Consider the following 25,009-nt stretch of genomic DNA (forward strand, 5'->3'; position numbering starts at 1 on the left):
TATCCTGAGTGAATATGGGAGGACCACCTTCCAAGGCTAAATACTCCTGCCAGACCGATAGTGCACAAGTACCGTGAGGGAAAGGTGAAAAGAACCCCAGTGAGGGGAGTGAAATAGAACCTGAAACCGCTTGCCTACAATCATTCGGAGCCCTATTGTCTTCGGACAAGGGTGACGGACTGCCTTTTGCATAATGAGCCTGCGAGTTGTGGTCACTGGCGAGGTTAACCCGAGAGGGGGAGCCGAAGCGAAAGCGAGTCTGAACAGGGCGACATAGTCAGTGGCTGCAGACCCGAAGCCGGGTGATCTATCCATGGGCAGGTTGAAGCGGGTGTAAGAGCCCGTGGAGGACCGAACCGGTAGGCGTTGAAAAGCCTTCGGATGACCTGTGGATAGGGGTGAAAGGCCAATCAAACTCGGTGATAGCTGGTTCTCTCCGAAATGCATTTAGGTGCAGCGTCAGGAGGTAGCACTAGGGGGTAGAGCACTGATAGGGCTAGGGCGGCCCACAGCTGTACCAAACCCTGTCAAACTCCGAATACCTAGTGTGGAATCCTGGCAGTGAGGCGTAGGGTGATAAAATCCTATGTCGAGAGGGGAACAACCCAGACTACCGACTAAGGCCCCCAAGTGATGGCTAAGTGGAAAAGGAGGTCTTCCTGCTTAGACAACCAGGAGGTTGGCTTAGAAGCAGCCATCCTTTAAAGAAAGCGTAACAGCTCACTGGTCGAGCGGGGAGGCGCCGAAAATATAACGGGGCTAAAGCCATCCGCCGAAGTCGTAGACTTCTACATAGTAGGAGTGGTAGGAGAGCGTTGATGTCAGCGTTGAAGCTGTACCGGTAAGGAGCAGTGGAGCGGCATCAAGTGAGCATGCAGGCATGAGTAGCGATAAAATGGGTGAGAATCCCATTCGCCGTAAGCCCAAGGTTTCCTACACGATGCTCGTCAGTGTAGGGTTAGTCGGGGCCTAAGACGAGGCCGAAAGGCGTAGTCGATGGGAAAACGGTTAATATTCCGTTACCTACTAACAACGAGCCGATGGGGGGACGCTTGGGGCTAATCGAGGTCACTGATGGAATAGTGGCTCGAAGGGTGTAGGGTGCTAGGTAGGCAAATCCGCCTAGCGATAGCCCGAGACCCGACAGGCCTCCAAAGCTCTTCGGAGCGGAGGGGGAATCGATGATGCCCCGAGCCGAGAAAAGCCTCTAAGGCGTTTGAGTTGTTAGTAGCCCGTACCGTAAACCGACACAGGTGGGCGGGATGAGTATTCTAAGGCGCGTGGAAGAACCCTCCCTAAGGAACTCGGCAAACTGGCACCGTAACTTCGGGATAAGGTGTGCCCCAAGTAGGTGAAGGGACTTGCTCCTGGAGCCGAACGGGGTCGCAGCGCAGCGCTCTTGCCGACTGTTTACCAAAAACACAGCACTCTGCTAACTCGTAAGAGGAAGTATAGGGTGTGACGCCTGCCCGGTGCCGGAAGGTTAAGGGGATCCGTTAGCCCTCGGGCGAAGCGGTGAACCGAAGCCCCGGTAAACGGCGGCCGTAACTATAACGGTCCTAAGGTAGCGAAATTCCTTGTCGGTTAAATACCGACCTGCATGAATGGCGTAACGAGTGAGGGGCTGTCTCAGGGAGGGATCCAGTGAAATTGTAGTGGAGGTGAAAATTCCTCCTACCCGCGGCAAGACGGAAAGACCCCGTGGACCTTTACTACAGCTTGGCATTGTAGGTGGGATATCCATGTGCAGGATAGGTGGGAGGCTGAGAAGCCCGGGCGCCAGCTCGGGTGGAGCCGTCCTTGAGATACCACCCTTGGATATCCTGCCTACTAACCCGCATGAGTTATCCTCATGGGGGACAGTGCCTGGTGGGTAGTTTGACTGGGGCGGTCGCCTCCTAAAGAGTAACGGAGGCTCACAAAGGTTGGCTCAAGGCGGTTGGAAATCGCCTGAAGAGTGTAAAGGCACAAGCCAGCCTGACTGCGAGAGAGACACCTCGAGCAGAGACGAAAGTCGGTCTTAGTGATCCGGTGGTTCTGAGTGGAAGGGCCATCGCTCAAAGGATAAAAGGTACCCCGGGGATAACAGGCTGATCTCCCCCGAGAGCTCACATCGACGGGGAGGTTTGGCACCTCGATGTCGGCTCATCGCATCCTGGGGCTGGAGCAGGTCCCAAGGGTATGGCTGTTCGCCATTTAAAGCGGTACGCGAGCTGGGTTCAGAACGTCGTGAGACAGTTCGGTCCCTATCTGCCGTGGGCGCAGGAAGGTTGAGGAGAGCTGACCCTAGTACGAGAGGACCGGGTTGGACGAGCCACTGGTGTACCAGTTGTTCTGCCAAGAGCAGCGCTGGGTAGCCAAGCTCGGAAGGGATAACCGCTGAAAGCATCTAAGCGGGAAGCCCACTCCAAGATGAGCCTTCCCATGAGGGTGCAGGAAGACTACCTGCTTGATAGGCTGGGGGTGTAAGCCCTGCAAGGGGTTGAGCTGACCAGTACTAATAACCCGAATGGCTTTACTTGCGGTGTGTGACAAGACTTTTAACAGCCAATTATCAATCAATTAACAACAAATAATTATAAGTTAGTATATATAAGCTTAGTGGGCAAAGCGGAGGGGAAACACCCTGAACCATTCCGAACCAGGAAGTTAAGCCCTCCAGCGCTGATGATACTGCACCTTTCGGGTGTGGGAAAGTAGGTCCCCGCTAAGCTTTTATATGTTAACTTTATTATTAATCAAAGGTGTCTGGCGCTAATAATTATTAACTAAATTCCCTCTTTATTAATATTTATAATCTTCTCTAACAATTTTATTTATCTCTTATGTTGTTTTTTTAATTTAGTTAATTTTTTTTTATTGTTAATTTTTTTTAGAATTCTTAAATTTTTTCTTTTTTTTAATTACATACATCTTTTAATTAATTTTTTTCTTTTTTTATATATTTATATTAAGATATTTTTGGTTTTATTTTTATTTAACATTTTATACATTTTTTTAATATTAATAAAATCAAATGTGTTAATTAAATAATAATAATAAGATATTTTTTATTTGCATTTAATTAAATAATATATAATCGATAAGTATTTATTTTTTCATTTAGGATAAATGAATTCGAAATATTTCTTTATTAATTATATTTTGTTAAAATTATGTTAATATAAAAATAAAGGAAAAATAAATGAAATTTTTAGTAAAAAAGCCAATTCCTGGATTTGAAAATATAAGTGAAGTTGAACTTCAAAAAATAGATGATACTTTTGCAATTTTAAAAGATACTGATGGTAATGTTTTGTTTACTTTGGTAAATCCGTTTATATTGCGCAATGATTATGATTTTGAAGTTCCCGCTGATATAAAGGTGTTACTTGATTTAAATGAAAATTCTGACATTGAAGTGTATTCAAACGTTGTTATGAAAGAGCCAATTACTGAAGCAATTGTCAATTTTAAAGCCCCTTTTATTTTTAATAAATCAAATAACACTATGGCTCAAGTTATTTTAGAAAATGAGGGTTACTTAAAAATAGGAGATTTTGTAAAAGAATAGTATAATTCCACCTAAAAAAGGGTGGAGTTGCCTTTAAGTAAATTAAATGAAGAACAGTATGCGGCTGCTACTGCCGAGCTTGGACATAATTTGGTAATTGCAAGTGCCGGGACCGGAAAAACTTCTACAATTGTAGGTAGAATTGCATATTTGCTTCAAAACGGAATAAAACCTGAACAAATTCTGCTTCTGACTTTTACTAACAAAGCTGCTAATGAAATGGTTGAGAGACTTTCACGTTTTATCCCCACTGCAAAAGAGATAGAAGCCGGAACGTTTCATGCAGTAAGTTACAGATGGCTTAGAAAATTAAATAAAAATATTGTTTTAAAGACTCCAAAAGATATGAAAATATTGTTTCGTTCTATTTATTCAAAAAGGGATTTTAACAGAATTTTAGGAGAAGAAAAGCCGTATTCTGCCAATTATCTATTTGAACTTTATTCTCTTTTTTTAAATTCCAATGAAAAAAGTCTTGAGAGTTTTTTAGAAAAAAAGGCTCCAAATCAGTTAGAATATGTTTTAGTATATGAAAGTATTTTTGAAGAATTTGAAGAAGTTAAAAAAGAGCATAATCTGGTAGATTTTGATTCTCTTCTTATTAGAATGATAAATAAATTAAAAAACGGAATTGATAATCCTTTTGTTGAAGTTTTGGTGGATGAATATCAGGATACCAATCCCCTGCAGAATGAATTTATTGAAAACGTTAAAAAACATCTTTTCTGTGTGGGGGATTATGACCAAAGTATTTATGCGTTTAACGGGGCAGATATCAATATTATTTCCACATTTGATAAAAGATATAAGAATTCAAGAGTTTTTACATTAAAGAAAAATTATAGGAGCTATGGGGAGATTTTAGCTATCGCAAATAAAGTGATTGCGAACAATCCAAGAATATATCCTAAAAGTCTTGAAGTAACAAGAGGGTATTCAGGGGAGTTTCCTAAAGTTTTGATTTATAATGATACATTTGAAGAATATAGAGACCTTGCAAACAGAATTTATACTTCAACCACTCCAAGAGATGAAATTGCTGTATTATTCAGAAATAATTCTTCAGCTGATACTATTGAGGCAATGCTCAGGGAAAAAGGGATTGAATGCAAAAGAAAAGGCGGAACAAGTTTTTTTGAAAGCAGGGAAATTAAAATAACGCTTGATATATTATATTTTATTTTAAATCCAAAGGATATTATGTCTTTTGTCCATATAGTTGAATATGCAAAAGGTATAGGTAATTCAATTGCCACTGATTTGTTTGAGGCATTGATGATTTTGGGTGATGGTGATGTAATAAACGGGTTTTTAAAGCCAAATCTTGAAAAAAAAGTTTTTGTAAATAAAAAAACATCATATCAATTAGGGCTTTTTGATGATTTTAAGGAACTTGGCAGTATCAGCAGATTTAAAAATCTGGGATTTGAAGATAAATTTTTGGAAAATCCTATTTTAAAACATCCAAAATTAAGCGTGGAAGGGGCGGAATTTTTGTATAATTTTTATTTGTTACTAAAAAGGATTAATATTCTTAAAAATCCGCATTCTATTTTTAATGAGGTTATTAATTCTAAAGTATTTGAACATATTACCTCTAATCTTGCAAAAGAACGTTCCCGTAATAAAAACGGAAAAATTGATATGAATCTGTATGAGGAAAAAAAAGAGGCAATTAAAAGAAAGGTTGCAATTTTAGGAAATTTGCTGAAAAATTATTCGTCTTTAGAGAAATTTATAAATGCATTAGTATTGGGCAGTTCTGAAATGAGTGAAGGAAAAGGCGTTAATCTGCTTACGGTTCATGCCAGTAAAGGACTTGAATTTAAAGAGGTTTACATTGTGGATTTGATGGAAAAAAGATTTCCAAATATTAAACTCTCAAAACCGGCTGGAGGGATTGAGGAAGAGAGGCGTCTTTTTTATGTAGCTGTAACACGTGCAAAGGATAAATTGTTTTTTATGCTGGCAAAAAGGGACAGAATTAAAAATATAGAATACGAACCAAGCAGATTTTTAATTGAAGCTGGATACAATATAAATTCATAATGAAATTGAAAATGGAGAGAAAATGAATAATTATAAAGAAAACAATATAAAAAATATACTGCACGGATTCTTTTTGGCAGTGGCTATGAGCGTTGCAGAACCCTCTACGATTTTACCTTTAATTATTCATCATTTTAGTGAGAGTGTAATACTTGTGGGTATTTTTACATCACTTTTAAGAGGAGGGGCGATAATTGTACAGCTGTTTGCCGCTTTTTATGCTCAAAGTTTCAAACTTGTAATGCCTTTTATGAAAAAAGTGTTTTTAGCAAGATTTTTAAGCTGGTTTTTAATAGGTATGGTAATTTTAATTATAGGTGATAAAAATCCTAAATTAACTCTTATTTTATTTGGAATACTTCTTTTTATATTTTCTTTTTCAGCAGGGTTTGGTGCCGTATATTTCAGTGAAATAATTGCAAAAATATTTAATAAAACCCAGCGTGGTAAATCAATGGCTAACAGGCAGTTTTTTTCCGCCATAGGTGCGATAATCAGCGGAGGGATTGCCGGATGGGTGCTTAACACATTTCCACCTCCTCAGAGTTACGGATATTTATTTATAGCCAGTGCTTTTTTGTTTGGTATAGGTGTTCTTGCTTTTTCATCTATAAAAGAGCCTGTTAAAGAAAATGTAAGGGTTAAAGAAGAGAATTTTTTTAAATTTTTAAAAAATGCATTTTTGTTTTTAAAAACCGATAAGGCTTTGCAGATTCAGATATTCACAATATTTTTTAGTTATTCTGTTTTATTTGCTTTGCCTTTTGTTATTTTAAAAGCTAATAAAACAATACATTTGACAGGTTGGATTGTGGGTAGTTTTGTGACAGTTCAGATGATTGGGGCTCTTTTTGGAAATCTTTTTTGGAAAAAATTGGCACCTTATTATAAAAAAATTATTTTGTTGTCTTATTTTTTTGTAATAATTGCTTTTATTATTGCATTATTTGCAAAAGATGTAGCAAGTTATGCACTGATTTTCTTTTTAATCGGTTTTGGAATGGACGGATTTAAAATTAGCGGTATGAATCTTTTATTTGAAATAGCAAGTGAAGATAAAAGGCCTATTTATGTGGCAGTTCAAAACACCATTACTTCAATAGGTTTGTTTTTTGCAATTCCCGGGGGAATTATTTTAAAACACTTTGGTTATAATGTTTTATATATTTTTACAGTTTGTATGCTCTTAACAGGTTTATTTTTTGCAACTAGATTAAAAGCTGAATGATTTCTTCGATACTGTTTTTATCAGTATATTTGTATTTGATCTCTTTTATTTCAAGATTATCCAACATTCCCTCCCCAAGTTTTTTTGCTATTAATATATCCACATTTAAATTTTTTAAAAATTGAGGGATTATTTCTCCAGTGTGTAGAGCGTTTTCACCACATTCCCGTTTTTTAATATGTTCTTTTTTAACTTTTTCAAACATTGGATTGTTTATAAGTTTTTTTTCATTTTTTTCTGTATCGATAATTAAAAAATATTTGCAAAAAGGGATATATTCGCAAACGGTTTTTTCATTGGATGTAGGAAATGCAATGATCATGATTAACCTTTTTTTGCAATTATATTATAAATTTTTTAATTTTTGGCAAGCCTCAGTTGCTTTTAAGGGTAAATAAATATCGGTAATTGTATTGGTGTAATTGGACGGATTCGGATTTATTTCAATAATTTTTGCCCTGTTTTCTTTTGCAATATATGGAATCTGACTTGCAGGCATTATTTCTCCAGTTGTTCCTATAACAATCATCAAGTCGCAGTTTGTTGCGAGTTCTATGGATTTTTCAAAAGCAACGTTTGGAATAGGCTCACCGAAAAATACAAAATCCGGTTTTAAAACACTTCCGCATTTAGGACACAAAGGCGGCAGTTTTTCAAGAGAAATTGTGTCTGAATTGAATTTGCTTTTACAGTTTATACATTCAAGTTTTTTGGTAGTTCCGTGAAATTCAATTACATTTTTGCTTCCTGCCTCCTGGTGTAAATTGTCGATATTTTGTGTAATTATTCCTTTTAATTTTCCTTTTTTTTCAAGTTCAGCCAGGCAATAATGTGCAATATTCGGTTTAGCATCATACATATAGTCGTAAAAGATTTCTTTTATATATTTCCAGCTGATATTTGGATGTTTCAGAAAAAAATCCATATCCAAGATTTTAGGATCATATTTTGACCATAATCCGTTTGGCCCCCTAAATGGAGGGATTCCGCTTTCCACTGAAATACCGGCACCGGTAAATGCAACAATAAAGTCTGAAGATTCAATTAATTCTTTTGCTTTGGTTATATCTTGCATTTTTAACCTTTTGATATAATTTCTAAAAAAGGAGCTTTTATGTTAAAAGATTTTATCAAAAAAATGACCGAATGGGCGCTTGAAAAAGAAGAAGAGGCTGCAAAAAACTGTGAAATTCCACTTGAACAAATTGAAAAACAATTAGAAATACTTAAAGAAAAAAAAGATGAACTTCAAAAAAAATGTGAGGAACAGCTTAAAGAGCTTGATGAATTGATTAAAAGGGTGGAAAAAATTAAAAATATAGAAGTTTTAAAATGTGAAGCCAAAAAAAATTAAAGTTTTTTGGCTATATCTTTAACTGCTAAATATGCATGGTTAAACGCTAATGCAATGCTTCCGGCACTTGTTACAACGTCCCCTATAGTATATAATCCCGGAATGTTTGTTTCCATTGTTTCTTCATTGTGAGCAGGTTCACCCCATTCATTTAGTTCAATTCCGCTGTTTTTTAAGAAATCTACAGGACTTGTGCCACCCAGTGCATATACAACCCTGTCGAAAATTTCACTGGTTCCGTCTTTATAATTTACTTTTACCCTTGGAGGTGTTATTCCTTTTTCAACATCTTCTTCAACGGGTTCTACACTTTCAATGTCTACACCAAGTCTAGAATGAAGTTTTCCTTCTTTTATATATTTTTCCACAATGTCTTTATTAGTAGGATTCATTCTTGTTATTTTGTCTCTTCTGTAATTTAAAGTTACATCGCAACCTATATTCATATCTACAAGCCCGTAAGCATATTCACCCGCAGTGTCACCGCCACCGACAACCAGTACTTTTTCTCCTGGCTGTACTTTATCAAGGTTAAAATTAAGTCTTGGTCTTATTGCTCCAGGGAATTTATAAGAAGGCTTGTTCGGTTTACCCATTCTTCCGATTGATATTATTACATTTTTAGCCAAGATAGCTCCGAGTTCATGGTCAGTCGCAACTGCAAAAATATTATCACATATTTTTTTAACAGCATATACGTGATGATTGTAATAAAATCTGCCTTCTACTTTGTGATCTTTGATTTTTTTCTCCATTTGTTCTAAATATTCTTCTTTGGAACATTCATCAAATGTCACATTTCCTATAAATTCAAATTTTTTACCCTGCCAGTCTTTATCTACTCTTTTTCCCGGTTTATAAAATTTTCTAATCATATCATTGTGATTATCCGCTTTTTCTAAAATTAAAAATTTATTAATACCTGCCAGTTTTGCTTCAATTGCACTTGCTACGCCCCCTGGCCCTGCTCCTATGATTACTAAATCATATAATTTATCACATGAATTTTGAGGCATTAATACTCCTTTTTTTGTTTTATTATATCCTATTTATTTCTTAATGTTTCAAATATTCTTTTTAATTAATTTTTATGTGTAAAATAGTAACGTTTCTTAGAAATAGAAAAAAATTTTTAAAATTAATGAATGTTTATTCATCAATTTACGGGATTTTTTATTAACTTAAATTAATTATGGTAAAATAATATACAAAAAAGGATTGGCATGGAAAAAGTGTTACAAAATGTAAAAGAGGCCAGCAGAATAACAGCTACATTAAAAGGTGAGATAAAAAGAAAAATTTTAAATGAAATGGCTGATAGTTTAGAAAAAAATCAAAATCAGATTATTGAAGCCAATAAAAAAGATTTGGAATATGCAAAAAATGCTAATCTTTCATCTGCATTGATTGACAGATTGCTTCTTGATGAAAAAAGAATTAAAGCAATGGCTGAAGCACTCAGGGATATTGCAAAACTTAAAGACCCTGTCGGCAGGGTAATAGACGGATGGGTTTTGGACAACGGTCTTAGAATAGAAAAAATAAAAATTCCAATCGGTGTAATAGGTATTATTTATGAATCCAGACCAAATGTTACAAGTGATGCGGCGGGACTTTGTTTTATGAGCGGGAATGCCTGTATTTTAAAAGGCGGAAAAGAAGCGATGAACTCAAATATAACCATTATTGAAATTCTTCAATATGTTTTGGAAAAAAATAAACTTCCAAAAGAAGCTATCTCTTTAATTCCCGATTATTCCCGTGACGGAGTCAGCTGGCTTATCAGACAGGATAAATATGTGGATTTAATTATTCCAAGAGGTGGTGAAAAATTAATTAAATTTGTTAGTGAAAATTCAAAAGTTCCGGTCGTAAAACACGATAAAGGTTTGTGTCATGTTTATGTACATGAAGATGCAAATTTAGATGAAGCAGTGAAAATCTGTATTAATGCCAAAGTTCAGCGTCCTGGTGTTTGTAATGCAATGGAAACTCTTTTAGTGGACAAAAACATAGCAGGTAAATTTTTACCTAAAATAAAAGAGGCAATGGAAAATGAGGGGGTTGAACTTAGAGGATGTGAAATAACACTTGAATATATTGATATAAAAAAAGCAACAGAAGAAGACTGGCATACAGAATATCTTGATAAAATTCTTTCAATTAAAATCGTTGACAATCTTGAAGATGCAATTGCTCACATTGAAACATACGGGAGCGGACACAGTGACAGTATTGTAACAGAAAATTATTCGGTTGCGGAAGAGTTTTTGAACAGGGTTGACAGTGCCTGTGTATATGTGAATGCCTCAACCAGATTTACCGACGGGGGAGTTTTCGGATTTGGAGCTGAAGTTGGAATTTCAACAAATAAACTACATGCAAGAGGTCCTATGGGAATAGATGATTTGACAACATATAAATATAAGATATATGGCAACGGACAGATAAGAAATTAATGGATAATTGATAATGGAAAATAGAAAATGAAAAGTGAAAAATGAAAAAAAATGAAAGGTTAAGATGATAGCAATTGATTTGGGAAGCAATACAATCAGGGCGGTAAAATATGACTGTGCCACAAATGAAAAACTGGATGAATTTGAAAGAATTATAAAAACAGCTGATAGACTGGTAGAGACCGGTGGAATAACTGACGAGGCAATTGAGAGAATAATTGAAGGAGTTTTAGATATCAAAAAAAGATTTGGTGAAGATAAAATAAAAGCTGTTGCAACAGAAGCGCTTAGAAGTGCAAAAAATAAAGAGTATGTATTGGAAAAAATTAAACAGCAAACCGGAGTGGAATTTGAAATAATTTCTGCTTATGAAGAGGCTCAATATACCGCAATTGCAGTAGAAAGCTGCCTTGGAAAGTGCGGATATGAAAATGAGAGGTTTTTTCTGGTAGATATAGGAGGAGGTTCGACTGAACTTATTTTAAAAAATAAAGATAATGTAATAAGTGAGAGTTATAAACTCGGAATTGTAACTTTCACCCAAAAATATAAAACTCCCGATGCGATAAAACTGGCTGTAAAAAAACAGACAAAAGTTTTTAAAGATTTTATTGATTTAGTATTTTCAACATATAAAAAACCAAAAATTTTTGCTGCAAGCAGCGGTACCCCGACTTCTATCGCAGCTTTGAAGAAAGGAATGAATTATCATACATATGACCCTGAAAAAGTAAACGGGACTGTTGTAACACTTGATGATTTGGATTACTGGGGAGAAAAACTTATGAAGATGGAAATGAAAAAAAGGGAGGAATTGGTTGGAATTGGAAGAGGGGATTTGATAATTACAGGTATTTATATTTTCAGAGAAATTTTTAAACTTACCAAATATAAAGAATGTGTGGTTTGTGATGACGGGGTTAGAGAAGGAGTTGCCGTTTCTGAATGTAGAATGGAAAATGGATAATTAAAAATAATAAAAAGTGTAAAATTTATGAAAATTGATATAATTTCAAAAAAAAGGCTTTAAATGAAAATGACTGGCGCTCAAATAGTAATAGAGAGTTTGATTAAAGAGAATGTTGAGGTTGTTTTTGGATATCCGGGCGGGGCTATTATGAATGTTTATGATGAAATTTATAAACAAAATGCATTTCAACACATACTTGCAAAGCACGAACAGGGTGCAGTGCATATGGCTGACGGATATGCAAGAGCTACTGGAAAAGTCGGTGTTGCAATGGTTACAAGTGGCCCAGGTATTACTAATGCAACAACAGGAATTGCGACAGCATACGCTGATTCTGTTCCGATGGTAATTATTTCAGGGCAGGTACCGACTACTGCAATCGGTACTGATGCATTTCAGGAAGTTGATGCTGTTGGAATTTCAAGACCTATTACAAAACACAATTTTCTTGTAAAAGATGTGAAAGATTTACCATTTATTATGAAAGAGGCTTTTTATCTTGCTCGTTCGGGAAGACCGGGACCGGTGCACATTGATTTACCAAAAGATGTGACAGCTAATAAAACCACATTTAATTATCCTGAAAAAATAGATTTAATTACTTATAAACCTACATATAAAGGAAATGCCAGGGCTATTAAAAGGGCAGCTGAGGCAATAAAAAAAGCAAAAAAACCTGTTTTTTATATTGGTGGTGGTGCTGTACTTAGCGGTGCTAGCGAAATAATAAGAAAAATTGTAAAACTTACTCAAATTCCGGCAGTTGAAACATTAATGGCAAGAGGTGTTTTAAGGTATGACTGCCCATATTTATTTGGAATGGTTGGAATGCACGGAAGCTACGCGGCAAATATGGCTATGAATGATGCAGATTTGATAATTTCGCTTGGTGCCAGATTTGATGACAGGGTAACAGGTAAAATTGATGAATTTGCAAAAAATGCTGATATTATTCATATAGACATAGACCCGAGTCAAATAGGAAAAGTGATAAAAACAAAATATCCGATAGTTGGTGATTTAAAATTAGTTTTAGAAGATATGATGCCTTATTTAATTGATGGAGTCGATCCAGCCAGATATGAAGAGTGGAGGGAAATTTTAAAAAGATATGCCGAACTTTATCCTTTAACTTATAATGATGATGACAGTGTGATAAAACCTCAGTGGGTTATTCAAAAAACTGGTGAAATCGTGCCTGAAGACGCTGTAATTACTACAGATGTCGGTCAGCATCAGATGTGGGCGGCCCAGTTTTATCCGTTTACTTATCCAAGGCAGCTAATAACCAGCGGCGGACTTGGGACCATGGGATTTGGTTTTCCGGCAGCGCTTGGTGCTAAAAGAGGTGTAAAAGATAGAGTTGTAGTTAATTTCAGTGGGGACGGAAGTATTGTTATGAATATGCAAGAGACATTGGCCGGTTATAAATATAATTTGCCTGTAATCAATATTATCTTAAATAACAATTATCTTGGAATGGTAAGACAGTGGCAAACTATGTTTTATAATGACAGACTAAGTGAGACAGATTTAAGCGACGTACAGCCTGATTTTGTAAAGCTAGCTGAAAGTATGGGAGGAATAGGTTACAGGGTCAGTAAAAAAGACGAATTTATTGAAGCGCTTAAAGATGCATTGAAACAAAACAGGGTTGCTTTTATTGATGTTCAGGTTGACAGAAGAGAAGATGTTTTACCTATGGTGCCGCCAAACTCTCCATTAAAAAATATGTTAGTATTTAAGGAAGACAAATGAAAAGAATAATATCAGTAATTTTGGAAAATGAACACGGAGCGCTGGCAAGAGTAGTTAATATGTTTGCAGCGCGCGGATATAATATTACATCTTTGACTGTAGCGCCTATTCCAAAAAGCGAATTTTCAAGAATGACTATAATGAGTGAGGGTGACCCTAAAGTGTTTGAGCAGATAGTAAAACAGCTTTATAAATTAATCCCGGTATACAAAGTAATAGAGAGCGATGATTTTATAGAAAAAGAAATGGCAATGGTCAAGTTTCCATTAAAAGAAGTGAAAGATAATTTAGCAGATATTGATGCGATTGCCGGATGTTATAATGGTCATATCAGCAATGTAAACGATAAGCATATCGTAGTAAGTGTGGTTGACAGACCGGATAGAATTGATAATTTTTTAAAAGCGATGCAGGCTAAATATCATAATATCGAGATTGTAAGAAGCGGGGTAAGTGTTATTGAAAGGTAATATTAATGGATAATGAAAAATGTAAAATGAAAAATGAAAAAAAAGAAATATCTCTTAAAGAGATTTGTGAATATTTAGGAATTGAGTGTCCTAAAACTGATAAAAAAATAACCGGAATTAATACCCTGCAAGATGCAGGAGAAAGTGAAATAAGCTTTTTGGAAAATAAAAAATATGAAAAATTTTTAAGTCATACTAAAGCCGCGGCAGTTTTAATCAGAAAAGAGGATGTTTCTAAACTGCCAGAAGGTGTTATTCCTTTAATTACAGAAGAACCATATTTAAAACTGGCTTTATTAACAAAACTTTTTGCTTTTTCCCCTTGGGAAGAGGGAGGATATCAGATAAATAAAGGTGCAAAAGTTGATAGCAGTGTAAGGATTGGAAAAGGTGCAAGAATCGGTAAAAATGTAACTGTCATGCCAAATACCGTAATAGGTCCGTATGTTGAAATAGATGAGGGAAGTGTAATTTATCCAAATGTCACAATTTACAGAGACACAAAAATCGGTAAAAATGTAATAATACACGGAGGAAGTGTAATTGGAAGTGACGGATTTGGATATGCCCATACCAAAGATGGAAAACATGTAAAAATTTATCATTTAGGAAGAGTTGTAATTGAAGATGAAGTTGAAATAGGGGCAAACACCACGGTTGACAGGGCAGTATTTGGAGAGACTAGAATAAAAAAAGGCTCTAAAATTGATAATCTTGTGCAAATTGGACATAACTGCGAAATAGGGGAGAATACTATTTTAGTCTCTCAAGTAGGCCTTTCAGGCAGTTCTAAACTTGGACAAAATGTAATAATGGGAGGACAGAGTGCAACTGCCGGACATCTTGAAATTGCCCCGTTTACAACAATTGCGGCAAGAGGAGGGGTTACAAAATCTATAAAAACCCCGGGGGTTTATGGCGGATTTCCACTAATGCCTCATACAAGCTGGTTAAAACTTCAGGCAATTTTGTCAAAAATATTAAAGAAAAATAATGGTTGAAATAATAAAAGGTGATATAAGGGATTTTGAAGGTGATTATGTAGTAAATCCAAGTAATACTATTTTACAGCTTGGAAGCGGTGTAAGCGGTGTTTTAAGACAGATGTGCCCACCGCTTCAGGATGAAATGAATAAATATATTGAAAAACACGGATTTTTAGATCCCGGTGATATTGCTATTACTGTTTATCCATGTATGGAGTATAAATACGTAATTCATGCAGCGGTGATGGATTATAGAAAAGGGGCAGTTCAGATAATGCCTGATTACGAAAGAATAGAAAAAATTTGTAAAAATATAATAAATTCAGTTAAGGCGGGATTGGTTATATCCCCGCTTTTAGGCACAGGTGTCGGAGGCCTTGATAAGGGAAAAGTATTAGAGATAATGAAAACTTATTTTCAAAAATCTTCTGCTAACTTCAAAATTATAATAAGATAATTTCTAAAATTTCTTTTTCTTGATTTATATCAATTTTTTTCTTTTAAGAGTTGTTATAATTAAAAAAACTTATAATAAAAGGGCTAAAATGATAGTATATTTGGATAACAACTCTACTACACCTATGGATGAGAGGGTGAAAGAGGTTTATTGTGAAACAACTAAAATTTTTGGAAATGTAAATGTAATATATGAACTCGGAATTGAGGCTAGAAAAGCCATGAATGCGGCTTATGATATTATTTATCCCGGAATTGGTGCGAGTGATGAGGATGATATTATAATTACTTCTTCTACAACAGAGGGAAACAATACAGTAATTAAAACATTTATTGATGCTTTTTTAAAAGGTTCACCTAAAAAACATATTATTACTACGATAGCAGAACACAGTTCAGTAAAGGCTACATGTGCTTATGCAAAAACACTTGGGATGGAAGTTACTTATCTTTATACGGATGAAAACGGAAGAATAAGACTTGATGAACTTGAAAATGCCATTAGAGAAGATATGGCTTTAATTTCAGTTTTATTTGCAAGTAATGAAAGCGGGGCAATTCAGCCGATTAAAGAAATAGGAGAAATTGCAAGAAAATACAATATTCCTTTTCACTGTGACGGTGCTCAGGCCATAGGAAAGGCAAGAGTCAATGTAAGAGAGCTCGGAGTTGATTATTTTACTTTTTCAGCCCATAAATTTCACGGACCAAAAGGAATTGGGGGACTTTATGTAAGAGAGGGGGCTCCTTATGTTAATTTAATTCACGGAGGTAACCAGATGGGCGGAAAAAGGGGCGGAAGCGTATATTTAAACGGAATGGTTGCAATGGCCGAGGCTTTGAAACTGGCCAATGAATATTTGGATGAAATGCAAAATAGAGTGGCAAAATTAAGAGACAAATTAGAAGAAGCAATTCTTAAAATTCCGGATACAAAAACTTATGTTGATAAAAAATACCGCCTTCCAAACAGTGTAATTGCTTCATTTAGGGGAATAGAGGGTGAAGCAATGCTTTGGGATCTGAATGTAAACAAAATTTATGCGGCAACCGGGAGCAGCTGTTCAAGTGAAAGACTAGAGGGCAGCGAAGTGCTTGAAGCACTTGGAGAGGACCCGGAAATTGCACATACAGGAATAATATTTTCGTTAAGCCGTTTTACAACCGAAGAAGAAATAGATTATGTAATAGAAAAACTACCGAAAATTGTAAAAAGACTTAGAAGCATATCAATGACGTATGCCAGGGTAAAACCTAGTGAGTAATAATGGAAAATGTAAAATAGAAAAATGAAAAGTAAAAAATAAACAATGAATAGTGAAATATTAAAGGAGATATAATGGGAAGAAATGATTTAATAACAGGAAATGTGTGGGAACAGTATTCAAACAAAGTAATAGAGAGAATGAATAATCCAAAATATTTGGGCGAATTCAGTGAGGAAGATGCTAAAAAAAGAGGTGCTAAACTTGTGGTTGCCGATTTTGGAAGCGAAGCGTGCGGAGACAGTGTTAGGCTTTATTGGCTTGTAGATCCAAAAACAGATAAAATACTTGATGCAAGGTTTAAATCTTTTGGATGTGGGACTGCAATTGCCTCTTCTGATATGATGACAGAGCTTACCATTGGAAAAACGGTTGATGAAGCTATGAAAATTACAAATCTGGATGTTGAAAAAGCCCTTAGGGATGAACCCAATAAACCTGCATTCCCGCCGCAAAAAATGCACTGCTCTGTTATGGCTTATGATGTAATAGTTGAAGCTGCTGCAAAATACAAAGGTACGGATGCCAAAAAGCTAAAAAATGATGAAATAGTGTGTGAATGTGCAAGGGTTACAAGAGGTGAAATTGAAGAAATAGTTAGAAAATATAATGTAAAAACTGTAGAAGAGTTGCAAAAATACACAGATGCCGGTAAATATTGCAAAAGCTGCGTAGCTCCGGGTGGACATGAAGAGAGGGATGTTTATCTTGTTGATATTATTAAAGAAGTTCAGGAAGAGATGAAAAAAGAAAAACTTCAAAATGGCTCTATCAGCGAAAAATTTGAAGATATGAGTCTGGTTAAAAAAATAAAAGCCATTGAAGAGGTGCTTGATAAAAAAATAAAACCGGCTCTGGCAATGGACGGAGGCAGCGTGGAACTTATTGATGTAAAAGAAAACGGAGATAAATTTGAAGTTTATTTAAGATATCTCGGGGCATGTGCAAGTTGTGCAAGTGGTATGATGACTTTGATGGGTATAGAAGATGAATTAAACAGAAGTCTTAATACTGATAAAATCAAAGTAATACAGGTATAGAGGATTAATCCTCTAATTTTGTGATTGTGTGGTGGTTGAAAGAAAAGTCTTGTTCCGGGAAGTCTAATCTAAAGTGTGCGCCTCTGCTCTCTTCTCTATAAAGAGCCGCTTTAGTTAGGGCTTTTGAAATATCGATAGCGTTTACGCATTCCAATTTTTCTTTAAGATTTGAGTCAGTTTCATCATTTACATTTAGGGAGTTTTTTAAGTCTTTTAATTTGTTTAGGGCTTTTTTTAACGCATATCCGTTTCTTAAAATTCCTACTTTATTGAATAGCAGTTCCCCGATTTCGTGTTTAACTCTTTTTGTGTCAATTTTGGTGTTTCTAAGTCTTTCTATTAATTCTTTGTCTTTTTCTACGGTTTCTTTTGGAATATCTACAAATGTTTTTTGTCTGTGAGAATATTTTACAGCTTCATAACCTGTAAGTTTTCCAAATACCGCACCTTCACTAAGAGAATTTCCTCCAAGTCTGTTTGCTCCATTAACACCGTTGTTTCCCGCTTCTCCGGCATAAAAAAGACCTTCAATAGAGGTGAATCCGTAAGTGTCTGTTTTTATTCCGCCCATTGTGTAGTGGGCTAACGGATTAATCGGAATTGGCTCTTTTGCAATATCTATACCTTTTAGTGATTTTACCCTTTTTTTAAGGTTTATCAGTTTTGTATTAATAATCTCTTTATCTACCATTGTTAAATCAAGATATACTTTTTTACCTCTTTGAAGCTGTTTTACAATGGCACGTGTTACGAAATCCCTTGTGTTAAGTTCGTCAACAAACTCTTTTCCGTCACTGTTTATAAGTTTCCCGCCTTCAGCCCTTGCAGCTTCAGAAATTAAATAATTTGTACCTTCAAGACCAGTTGGATGAAACTGGATAAATTCCAAATCCATTGCCTCAAGTCCGGCTCTAAGCCCCATGGCAACTCCATCACCAGTAGCATCAGTTATGTTTGTGGTATAACCCCTGTAAAGCCCTGCATATCCTCCTGTCGCTACAATAATAGCTTTTGTTTGAATTATTTTAAGCTCTCCTGTAGTTTCATCTAAAAAGGTAGCTCCTGCTACTTTACCATCATTTATTAATAAATTCAGGGCAAAATGATTTGTAATGGTCTGTATTTCAAGTTCTTTTAGCGTTTTGTTCAATGCTTTCATAATGGCAGGTCCTGTTGCATCTGCCGCAAAACATGTTCTTTTGTATTTTGTCCCGCCAAAAGGGCGTTGGGCAAGTCTTCCATCAGGCAATGTTGTAAAAGGCACCTTATATTTTCTGTATAAATCCCTTACAACCTGAGGCGCATTTTCACAAAATATTCTAACCGCCTCCTCTTCCGCAAGGCCAAGTCCGCTTTTTAACGTGTCCTGAATATGGTTTTCTATTGAATCTCCGTCCCCCATGTTATTAAGTGCTGCGTTGATCCCGCCTTTTGCCATAAACGAATTGTTTGCCATAGGGGATTTTTTGGTTACTATTGCAACATTGCTGCCAAGCTCTTTTGCTTCAATGGCTGCCATCATTCCAGCAATTCCACTTCCAATTACTAAAATATCTACTTGCATTTAATTCCTTTTTGATATAATTGTATCAAAAAAAGGAATTTAATGAGGATAATATTTGTCTTGTTTTTGTTTATATATTCTTTAATGGGGTATGAAGTTACAATAAAAGATATTCAAAATAATGAAATTACGGTTGATAAATATGTTAAAAAAGGTGTTAGCGGAATAGTGTTGTGTCCATATGAAAACAAAGGGATTATTTGTGCAAAAGCTGTATTGTTTGGTACTCATGGTAAACTTGATGTTTATGATAATTTAAAAAACGATTCGTTTGCACTGCCAGTTGTTTTTCCTAAAGTCGGGGATAAAATAATTTTGGCAAAAGACTATAACAGAGTTATGATTATTGCTCCAAACCAGGAAAGTTATTTAAAAACAAAAGATATTCTTAAAAATAAAATTTTTATTTCACCGGATATTTTTGCTACATTTTTAGAAGAAATTCCTACAAAGAATGATTTTATAATGTTTGCGAAAAAAATAGATATTGGACTTTATGTTTTTGTTTTGGATAAAATTTATTTAGTGGATGCTTACAGCTTTTATACTATAAAAAGTTATCCTTTAAATAAAAATTATAAATATATTAAACCATTCTTTACTACATATAATGATTTTACAACAGGAGAAAGCGTTTTTTCAAAAATAAAAAATCTGTTTAAATCTGATATAAAAAACTTTAATGAATATTATAAAAGTTTAATAAAGGAATAAAATGATAGATGTTAAACATATTGAATATTTGAAAAATGTAGTGGGTGAAGATGATATAAAAACAGATAAAGCCCATTTACGCGCATATTCCTATGATGCCACAAAAGAACATTTTTATCCTGAAGCCATTGTATTCCCTGAAAATGAAGAAGAAATAAGTAAAATCTTAAAATATTGTAATGAAAATAAAATTGTTATAGTCCCAAGGGGTGCAGGAAGCGGTTTTACCGGTGGTGCTCTGCCTGTAAAAGGTGGTATTGTCTTAGCGGTTGAAAAGTATATGAATAAAATTTTAGAAATTAACGATAAAGACATGGTTGCAGTTGTACAGCCAGGAGTTATTAATTCTCATTTACAAAAAGAGGTTGAAAAAAGAGGTCTTTTTTATCCGCCTGACCCGGCAAGTATGGATTATTCCACTATCGGCGGGAATGTAGCAGAAAACGCAGGTGGAATGAGGGCTGCAAAATACGGGCTTACACGTGATTATGTGATGTGTTTAAGAGCTGTTTTGCCAAACGGGGAAATAATAAGGGCCGGTAAGAGGACCATAAAAGATGTTGCGGGTTATAATGTGAGGGATATTTTAATTGCAAGTGAAGGGTCTCTTGCCGTAATTACTGAAATTACCCTGAAACTTCTTCCAAAGCCAAGAATGAAAAAAACATATATGGGTATATTTGAAAATGTTGAAGATGCGATGAATGCAGTTTATAAATCCCTTGCAGACGGTGCAATGCCTGTTGCAATGGAATTTATGGATTCACTTGTTGTAAAGGCTCTCAGGGAAAAACTGGGTGTTAATCTGCCAGATTGGGCGGGGGCACTGCTAATCGGTGATGTTGATGGAAATGTTGAGGAAGAAATAAATTATCAGCTAGGTATTTTGGAAAAATCTTTTATTGAAAACGGGGCAAAGGAATTCATTGCCACTGCGGAAGAGGAAAAATCAAAAGAGATTTGGTTTGCAAGAAGAAACGCCAGTCAGTCTATTACAATATATGGAAGTAAAAAGATAAATGAGGATATATCAGTGCCAAGAAGCAAACTTCCTGATGCCCTAAAAGGGATTAATGAAATAGGAAAAAAATATAATTTAACGGTTCCTTGTTTCGGACATGCAGGTGATGGAAACATTCATGTAAATGTAATGGTTGACGGAAACAATGAAGATGAGGTAAAAAAAGGATACAGGGCTGTTGAAGAAATCTTTAAACTTGTTGTAGATATGGGCGGAACACTGAGTGGAGAGCACGGAATAGGGCTTAGCAAAGCACCTTTTATGAAAATTGCATTCAGTGAGGCTGAAATGAATCTATTTAAAAGAATAAAAAACGCATTTGACCCAAACGGAATATTAAATCCCGGGAAAATGGGAATTTAAATTTAATGGAAAATAGAAAATGAAAAAAAGGTATATTAAGTGAGGTTATGCACATTTAATGTAAATTCTATCAGGCAAAGAGAAGAAATTGTTAAAAATTTAATAAATGAATATAAAATCGATATTATCTGTATGCAGGAAATTAAAACGGAAGAAGTTAATTTTCCTAAATTTGACGATATGCATTGTATAATTCACGGGCAGAAAAAATTAAACGGTGTTGCAACATGCAGTGTTTTTGAAATTGAAAAATATCAAAAGGGATTTGAAGGCGAACTCAGCGAGGCAAGATTTATTTATGCATTGATAAACGGTATACATATTATAAATATCTATGCTCCTCTTGGTGACAATTATGGGGAGAGGTTTGAATATAAAATCTATTTTTATAATAAACTTTTCGAGTTTTTAAAAAATTTTGATTTACAAAAAGATAAAATTTTAATCTGCGGTGATTTTAACATTTCCCACACTGAGCTTGATGTCTGGGATGAAGAAATCTGGGAGGGGGAGGTTACCCATTTGCCGGAAGAAAGGGCAATTTTGTCTAAATTTCTTGATATTGGTTTTATTGATATTATTAGGAAAAAATATCCAAATGAAAAAGTTTTTTCTTTTTATGACTACAGAGGTGCGGCTGTTTATAAAAATGAAGGTTTAAGACTAGATTATATCCTGGTAACAAAACCTCTATTTGATAAATTTAAAGATGTTGAAATATTAACTGCAATAAGAAGAAAAAGAAAACCCACTCCATCGGACCATGTGCCTGTTGTAGCAGAATTTGATATTTAAAGGTTTGAGTTGTTAAATGAAATTATAAATTTTTTAGTAAATTTTGCCCAGACTTTGGGATATGTGGGAATTTACTTTTATATGCTTTTGGTGGGAACTTTTATACCGGTTCCGAGTGAACTTGTTTTATTACCTGCCGGATACCTGGCTGCTAAAGGGAATATGGATTTGTGGCTGGTATGGTTCTGTGCGGCACTTGGGAGTTTAAGCGGAGCTTTAATTAATTACTTTTTGGCTAAATTTTTAGTAAACAGACTTTTAAAAGATAAACCTATTATAAAAAAAGTTACAATTTTTTGGGAAAAACACGGAAAGATTTCCGCTTTTTTAGCACCCCTGACTCCCGGGCTTGGACAGTATATTTCCATTCCTGCAGGACTTTCCCATATGCCTCTTCGTTGGTTTATACCCCTTACATTCAGTGCTAATTTAATCTGGACGGGATTTTTGATTATGATAGGTTATCTGTTCGGTACAGGGGAAAAAGCTCATAACGAATCTGTTTTTGGAAGTCTGATATTACTGGGAAGCGTAATTGTGATTGCCACAATTTATGTAATCAGGGAAATGAAAAAAACTAAATAAATTCTTCTATTTTTTCTCCATTATATATAATAAATTTAATATTTTGAATCTGAGTATGGCTTGTAATCAGCGATTTAATTCTGTTGATATAATCATTGATATTAATTTTTTCAGGTTCTAAGAGGATTATTATAATTGTATTTTTAGAATAGTAAACTTTATCACTTCTTCTTATATCATGTTTTAATTTTTTAGAAATGTCTTTTATCGTTTTTTCATCTGTTTCAAAAAGAGAAATCTTAATTAAACCGAAAGTTTTTGAATATCTTTGATATCTGTTTTGTAATGTTTCTAAAGTTTCATGTAAATGATAAAAATTATAAAGTTTAGTGATTGGGTCTTTTAAAGTCTTTATGCGTAGATTTTTACTAATTACATCATAAATAATGAAAATTATAATTAATGTTGTTAATACTGTAATAATTGAAATTAAAATTATAAAAAACAGTATTTTTTGAGTTTTATTTTCCATTGCCTTTGCTATGTAAATGACCAACGGGTCAGCGATTTCCCATGACTGTTCACTTAATTTGAATATTTGTTTTGCATTTTTAGTGATTTTTAATTTATTCCAGTTTTTGTTTAAATCATAAAAATTATTTTTAAAAAATTCCATTGCTTCATTCGGAATTATCTCTTTATATATACTTTTTACATCACTAATTTTGTCTTCAATGTATTTTTCAACGTTTTTGATTTTTTCTTTTTCGGCATTGGCGAGTTTTAATTTAGAGTATCTCTGTATACCTCCTCTTATTTGTCCAAGTTCGTTAATGATATAGGCATTTTTAATTTCATTGTTTTGTACCAAATATATGACAAAAAAAGAATTAGCCATTATTATTAAAAAAATAAAAAAAAGAAGATAAATTATAGTTTTACTATTTTTCATAATCTACCACGCATCTTTCTTTAATATAAGGTTTTATAAATTCAATAACTTCCAGATGTTTTGGATGTGTCGCGTAAATTTCTAAATCCTTAATGTTTTCAACTTTTGTAATAACACAAAAATCGCTTGGATTCTTATCAAATCTGATGTCTATTCCCACTTCAATGGATTTAATTTCTTTTATATAAATTTTTAAATCTTCTATTCTTTTTTTAAATTCATTTAAAGGGGCGTTTTTTTGGGTTTTAAAGATTACTACATGTTTTATCATAGTAACTCTTTTACAAATTCTTCTATTCTTTTAATTCCTTTATTTATTGTTTCAAAATCAGTTGCAAAAGAAAATCTGAAATACCCCTCACTTCCAAATCCAAGACCGGGTACCACTGCAACTCCTTTTTCCTCTAGTAAATCAAGTGCAAAACTCATTGAATCGTTTATTATTTTTTTGTGATTTACAAAAATATAAAAAGCTCCATGCGGTTTTGCGGCACTCAAACCTTCTATTGAATTGAAAGCCTCATATACAAAATCCCTTCTTCTTTTGAATTCTTTTACCATTTTTTCCACATCTCCGTCCGCTTTTCCAAGAAGCGCGGGAATTGCAGCTTTTTGAGTAATTGTATTTATATTTGAAGTGCTTTGAGATTGAAGTGTTATCATTTTTTTAATCAATTCTTTATTTTTACTGGCACAGTATCCAAATCTCCAGCCTGTCATTGCATGAGATTTACTAAGGCCGTTTACTGTAATTGTTCTTTGTAACATATCTTCATTGATACTTGCGGTTGCAGTAAATTCACCTTCATATATAAGTTTTTCATACATTTCATCACTTATAACCCATATATTTGTATCTTTTAAAACTTTAGAAAGTTCCGTCAGTTCTTTTTTGGTATATATGCTTCCTGTCGGATTGCTGGGACTAGTTAGCATCAGGGCTTTTGTTTTAGGCGTAATTGCCTTTTTTAGCATTTCAGGTGTTATTTTGAAATCTGTTTTTTCATCTGTCTGAATAATTACAGGTATCCCTCCGTGATATTTTACAAGTTCCGGGTAAGTTACCCAATAGGGCGCCGGAATTATTACTTCATCACCTTCATCTATAATAGTTGCAAATATATTAAAAAGAGACTGTTTAGCGCCGTTGCTGACTATTATTTCATCCATATCATAATCTAAATGGTTATCTCTTTTTAATTTTATTTTTATTGCTTCCAGTAATTCAGGAATTCCCGCGACATTTGTGTATTTTGTAAAACCGTCGGTAATAGCTTTTATCGCTTCATATTTTATAACTTCAGGTGTGTCAAAATCAGGTTCGCCCGCACTGAAAGACAAAATATCTCTTCCCTGGGCTTTTAATTCTCTTGCTTTTTGCGATATTGCAATTGTAAGTGAAGGAGATAATTTTTGAATTCTTCTGCTAAACATTTTTTACCTTTTTTATCAAAATTATAACAAATATAGGCTGTTTTTTTGTTATA

Annotated in this window: 23 protein-coding genes and 2 rRNA genes (1 of these 25 only partly in view); 18 read left to right on the forward strand and 7 right to left on the reverse strand. The window is 34.6% G+C overall.

Annotation, left to right across the window (positions count from 1 at the left end; genetic code table 11):
• From LNAT_RS07040 to LNAT_RS07060, 5 genes are all read left to right on the forward strand, one after another.
• Positions 1–2,522: ribosomal RNA gene (locus LNAT_RS07040) — 23S ribosomal RNA — on the forward strand (it extends 384 nt beyond the left edge of the window).
• A 75-nt stretch (positions 2,523–2,597) separates the two neighbouring features.
• Positions 2,598–2,713, forward strand: a 5S ribosomal RNA gene (rrf, locus tag LNAT_RS07045).
• Positions 2,714–3,184: 471 nt separating this feature from the next.
• Positions 3,185–3,553 (forward strand): flagellar assembly protein FliW, encoded by a 369-nt coding sequence (gene fliW / locus LNAT_RS07050; protein WP_096259808.1) that lies wholly within the window; start codon positions 3,185–3,187, stop codon positions 3,551–3,553.
• 27 nt (positions 3,554–3,580) lie between these two features.
• The gene (locus LNAT_RS07055; protein WP_096259810.1) at positions 3,581–5,602 is read left to right on the forward strand and encodes an ATP-dependent helicase; all 2,022 of its coding nucleotides are present in this window, start codon (positions 3,581–3,583) and stop codon (positions 5,600–5,602) included.
• 22 nt (positions 5,603–5,624) lie between these two features.
• Complete coding sequence (locus LNAT_RS07060) at positions 5,625–6,830, forward strand: MFS transporter (protein ID WP_096259811.1); 1,206 nt, start codon at positions 5,625–5,627, stop codon at positions 6,828–6,830.
• Here LNAT_RS07060 and LNAT_RS07065 read toward each other — a convergent pair.
• Together LNAT_RS07065 and LNAT_RS07070 are read right to left on the reverse strand one after the other, a co-directional pair.
• Positions 6,811–7,152: a NifB/NifX family molybdenum-iron cluster-binding protein gene (locus tag LNAT_RS07065; protein ID WP_096259813.1), complete on the reverse strand. Its 342-nt coding sequence runs from the start codon at positions 7,150–7,152 to the stop codon at positions 6,811–6,813. The two genes, LNAT_RS07060 and LNAT_RS07065, sit on opposite strands and share 20 nt — an antisense overlap.
• A 24-nt stretch (positions 7,153–7,176) precedes the next feature.
• A complete protein-coding gene (locus LNAT_RS07070) occupies positions 7,177–7,905 on the reverse strand; it encodes an SIR2 family NAD-dependent protein deacylase (RefSeq protein ID WP_096259815.1) in 729 nt (242 codons plus the stop codon).
• Positions 7,906–7,944: 39 nt separating this feature from the next.
• Between LNAT_RS07070 and LNAT_RS07075 the strand changes: the two genes are divergently transcribed.
• Positions 7,945–8,184, forward strand: coding sequence for a hypothetical protein (locus LNAT_RS07075; RefSeq protein WP_096259817.1), 240 nt, complete (start codon positions 7,945–7,947; stop codon positions 8,182–8,184).
• Here the strand turns inward: LNAT_RS07075 and LNAT_RS07080 are convergent.
• Positions 8,181–9,200: an NAD(P)-binding domain-containing protein gene (locus LNAT_RS07080; RefSeq protein ID WP_096259819.1), complete on the reverse strand. Its 1,020-nt coding sequence runs from the start codon at positions 9,198–9,200 to the stop codon at positions 8,181–8,183. The genes LNAT_RS07075 and LNAT_RS07080 overlap by 4 nt on opposite strands.
• 207 nt (positions 9,201–9,407) lie before the next feature.
• Between LNAT_RS07080 and LNAT_RS07085 the strand changes: the two genes are divergently transcribed.
• The 8 genes from LNAT_RS07085 to LNAT_RS07120 all read left to right on the forward strand — a co-directional run bounded on the left by LNAT_RS07085 (position 9,408) and on the right by LNAT_RS07120 (position 17,588).
• Entirely contained in the window at positions 9,408–10,643 is a 1,236-nt protein-coding gene (locus LNAT_RS07085) for a glutamate-5-semialdehyde dehydrogenase (RefSeq protein ID WP_096259821.1), read from the forward strand.
• A gap of 64 nt (positions 10,644–10,707) precedes the next feature.
• Positions 10,708–11,610 carry a Ppx/GppA phosphatase family protein gene (locus LNAT_RS07090; protein ID WP_096259823.1) on the forward strand — a complete coding sequence of 301 codons (903 nt, stop codon included), beginning with the start codon at positions 10,708–10,710 and terminating at the stop codon, positions 11,608–11,610.
• 63 nt (positions 11,611–11,673) lie between these two features.
• On the forward strand, positions 11,674–13,371 hold the full coding sequence (locus LNAT_RS07095; RefSeq protein WP_096259824.1) for an acetolactate synthase large subunit: 1,698 nt from the start codon (positions 11,674–11,676) through the stop codon (positions 13,369–13,371).
• A complete protein-coding gene (ilvN, locus tag LNAT_RS07100; RefSeq protein WP_096259827.1) occupies positions 13,368–13,841 on the forward strand; it encodes an acetolactate synthase small subunit in 474 nt (157 codons plus the stop codon). The genes LNAT_RS07095 and ilvN overlap by 4 nt, the downstream gene beginning before the upstream one ends.
• A gap of 5 nt (positions 13,842–13,846) precedes the next feature.
• Positions 13,847–14,842, forward strand: coding sequence for a UDP-3-O-(3-hydroxymyristoyl)glucosamine N-acyltransferase (lpxD, locus tag LNAT_RS07105; protein WP_096259830.1), 996 nt, complete (start codon positions 13,847–13,849; stop codon positions 14,840–14,842).
• Positions 14,835–15,284, forward strand: coding sequence for a macro domain-containing protein (locus LNAT_RS07110; RefSeq protein ID WP_096259832.1), 450 nt, complete (start codon positions 14,835–14,837; stop codon positions 15,282–15,284). Before lpxD ends, LNAT_RS07110 begins: the two co-directional genes overlap by 8 nt.
• Before the next feature lie 88 nt (positions 15,285–15,372).
• Positions 15,373–16,548 carry a cysteine desulfurase family protein gene (locus LNAT_RS07115; protein ID WP_096259834.1) on the forward strand — a complete coding sequence of 392 codons (1,176 nt, stop codon included), beginning with the start codon at positions 15,373–15,375 and terminating at the stop codon, positions 16,546–16,548.
• A 74-nt stretch (positions 16,549–16,622) separates the two neighbouring features.
• Positions 16,623–17,588 carry an iron-sulfur cluster assembly scaffold protein gene (locus LNAT_RS07120; protein WP_096259836.1) on the forward strand — a complete coding sequence of 322 codons (966 nt, stop codon included), beginning with the start codon at positions 16,623–16,625 and terminating at the stop codon, positions 17,586–17,588.
• A gap of 4 nt (positions 17,589–17,592) precedes the next feature.
• Here the strand turns inward: LNAT_RS07120 and LNAT_RS07125 are convergent, their stop codons facing one another.
• Complete coding sequence (locus LNAT_RS07125) at positions 17,593–19,152, reverse strand: L-aspartate oxidase (protein ID WP_096259839.1); 1,560 nt, start codon at positions 19,150–19,152, stop codon at positions 17,593–17,595.
• A 42-nt stretch (positions 19,153–19,194) separates the two neighbouring features.
• Between LNAT_RS07125 and LNAT_RS07130 the strand changes: the two genes are divergently transcribed.
• The 4 genes from LNAT_RS07130 to LNAT_RS07145 are packed head-to-tail and all read left to right on the forward strand — an operon-like array spanning position 19,195 to position 22,630.
• A complete protein-coding gene (locus LNAT_RS07130) occupies positions 19,195–19,866 on the forward strand; it encodes a plasminogen-binding N-terminal domain-containing protein (protein ID WP_096259841.1) in 672 nt (223 codons plus the stop codon).
• Between the two features lies 1 nt (position 19,867).
• A complete protein-coding gene (locus LNAT_RS07135; protein ID WP_096259843.1) occupies positions 19,868–21,250 on the forward strand; it encodes an FAD-binding oxidoreductase in 1,383 nt (460 codons plus the stop codon).
• A 39-nt stretch (positions 21,251–21,289) separates the two neighbouring features.
• Positions 21,290–22,045 carry an exodeoxyribonuclease III gene (gene xth, locus LNAT_RS07140; RefSeq protein ID WP_096259845.1) on the forward strand — a complete coding sequence of 252 codons (756 nt, stop codon included), beginning with the start codon at positions 21,290–21,292 and terminating at the stop codon, positions 22,043–22,045.
• A 9-nt stretch (positions 22,046–22,054) separates the two neighbouring features.
• Entirely contained in the window at positions 22,055–22,630 is a 576-nt protein-coding gene (locus LNAT_RS07145; RefSeq protein WP_096259847.1) for a DedA family protein, read from the forward strand.
• On the opposite strand, the gene LNAT_RS07150 is transcribed toward LNAT_RS07145, so the two are convergent.
• Genes LNAT_RS07150 through LNAT_RS07160 form a run of 3 tightly spaced genes read right to left on the reverse strand, consistent with a single transcriptional unit; the run spans position 22,623 to position 24,956 of the window.
• A complete protein-coding gene (locus LNAT_RS07150) occupies positions 22,623–23,522 on the reverse strand; it encodes a nucleotidyl cyclase domain-containing protein (protein WP_096259849.1) in 900 nt (299 codons plus the stop codon). The two genes, LNAT_RS07145 and LNAT_RS07150, sit on opposite strands and share 8 nt — an antisense overlap.
• Positions 23,512–23,793 carry a Dabb family protein gene (locus LNAT_RS07155; protein WP_096259851.1) on the reverse strand — a complete coding sequence of 94 codons (282 nt, stop codon included), beginning with the start codon at positions 23,791–23,793 and terminating at the stop codon, positions 23,512–23,514. The genes LNAT_RS07150 and LNAT_RS07155 overlap by 11 nt, the downstream gene beginning before the upstream one ends.
• Positions 23,790–24,956: a pyridoxal phosphate-dependent aminotransferase gene (locus tag LNAT_RS07160; protein WP_096259853.1), complete on the reverse strand. Its 1,167-nt coding sequence runs from the start codon at positions 24,954–24,956 to the stop codon at positions 23,790–23,792. Before LNAT_RS07160 ends, LNAT_RS07155 begins: the two co-directional genes overlap by 4 nt.
• Between the last annotated feature and the right edge of the window lie 53 nt (positions 24,957–25,009).

Source organism: Lebetimonas natsushimae (genome assembly GCF_002335445.1).
Lineage (GTDB): Bacteria > Campylobacterota > Campylobacteria > Campylobacterales > Nautiliaceae > Lebetimonas > Lebetimonas natsushimae.

Coding starts and splice junctions, on each gene's coding strand:
- LNAT_RS07095 (WP_096259824.1), top strand. CDS start 11,674: ATGAAAATGACTGGCGCTCAAATAGTAATAGAGAGTTTGATTAAAGAG.
- LNAT_RS07065 (WP_096259813.1), bottom strand. CDS start 7,152: ATGATCATTGCATTTCCTACATCCAATGAAAAAACCGTTTGCGAATAT.
- LNAT_RS07155 (WP_096259851.1), bottom strand. CDS start 23,793: ATGATAAAACATGTAGTAATCTTTAAAACCCAAAAAAACGCCCCTTTA.
- LNAT_RS07120 (WP_096259836.1), top strand. CDS start 16,623: ATGGGAAGAAATGATTTAATAACAGGAAATGTGTGGGAACAGTATTCA.
- LNAT_RS07130 (WP_096259841.1), top strand. CDS start 19,195: ATGAGGATAATATTTGTCTTGTTTTTGTTTATATATTCTTTAATGGGG.
- ilvN (WP_096259827.1), top strand. CDS start 13,368: ATGAAAAGAATAATATCAGTAATTTTGGAAAATGAACACGGAGCGCTG.
- LNAT_RS07160 (WP_096259853.1), bottom strand. CDS start 24,956: ATGTTTAGCAGAAGAATTCAAAAATTATCTCCTTCACTTACAATTGCA.
- LNAT_RS07110 (WP_096259832.1), top strand. CDS start 14,835: ATGGTTGAAATAATAAAAGGTGATATAAGGGATTTTGAAGGTGATTAT.
- LNAT_RS07080 (WP_096259819.1), bottom strand. CDS start 9,200: ATGCCTCAAAATTCATGTGATAAATTATATGATTTAGTAATCATAGGA.
- LNAT_RS07150 (WP_096259849.1), bottom strand. CDS start 23,522: ATGAAAAATAGTAAAACTATAATTTATCTTCTTTTTTTTATTTTTTTA.
- LNAT_RS07085 (WP_096259821.1), top strand. CDS start 9,408: ATGGAAAAAGTGTTACAAAATGTAAAAGAGGCCAGCAGAATAACAGCT.
- LNAT_RS07115 (WP_096259834.1), top strand. CDS start 15,373: ATGATAGTATATTTGGATAACAACTCTACTACACCTATGGATGAGAGG.
- lpxD (WP_096259830.1), top strand. CDS start 13,847: ATGGATAATGAAAAATGTAAAATGAAAAATGAAAAAAAAGAAATATCT.
- LNAT_RS07090 (WP_096259823.1), top strand. CDS start 10,708: ATGATAGCAATTGATTTGGGAAGCAATACAATCAGGGCGGTAAAATAT.
- LNAT_RS07075 (WP_096259817.1), top strand. CDS start 7,945: ATGTTAAAAGATTTTATCAAAAAAATGACCGAATGGGCGCTTGAAAAA.
- LNAT_RS07125 (WP_096259839.1), bottom strand. CDS start 19,152: ATGCAAGTAGATATTTTAGTAATTGGAAGTGGAATTGCTGGAATGATG.
- LNAT_RS07060 (WP_096259811.1), top strand. CDS start 5,625: ATGAATAATTATAAAGAAAACAATATAAAAAATATACTGCACGGATTC.
- fliW (WP_096259808.1), top strand. CDS start 3,185: ATGAAATTTTTAGTAAAAAAGCCAATTCCTGGATTTGAAAATATAAGT.
- LNAT_RS07135 (WP_096259843.1), top strand. CDS start 19,868: ATGATAGATGTTAAACATATTGAATATTTGAAAAATGTAGTGGGTGAA.
- LNAT_RS07070 (WP_096259815.1), bottom strand. CDS start 7,905: ATGCAAGATATAACCAAAGCAAAAGAATTAATTGAATCTTCAGACTTT.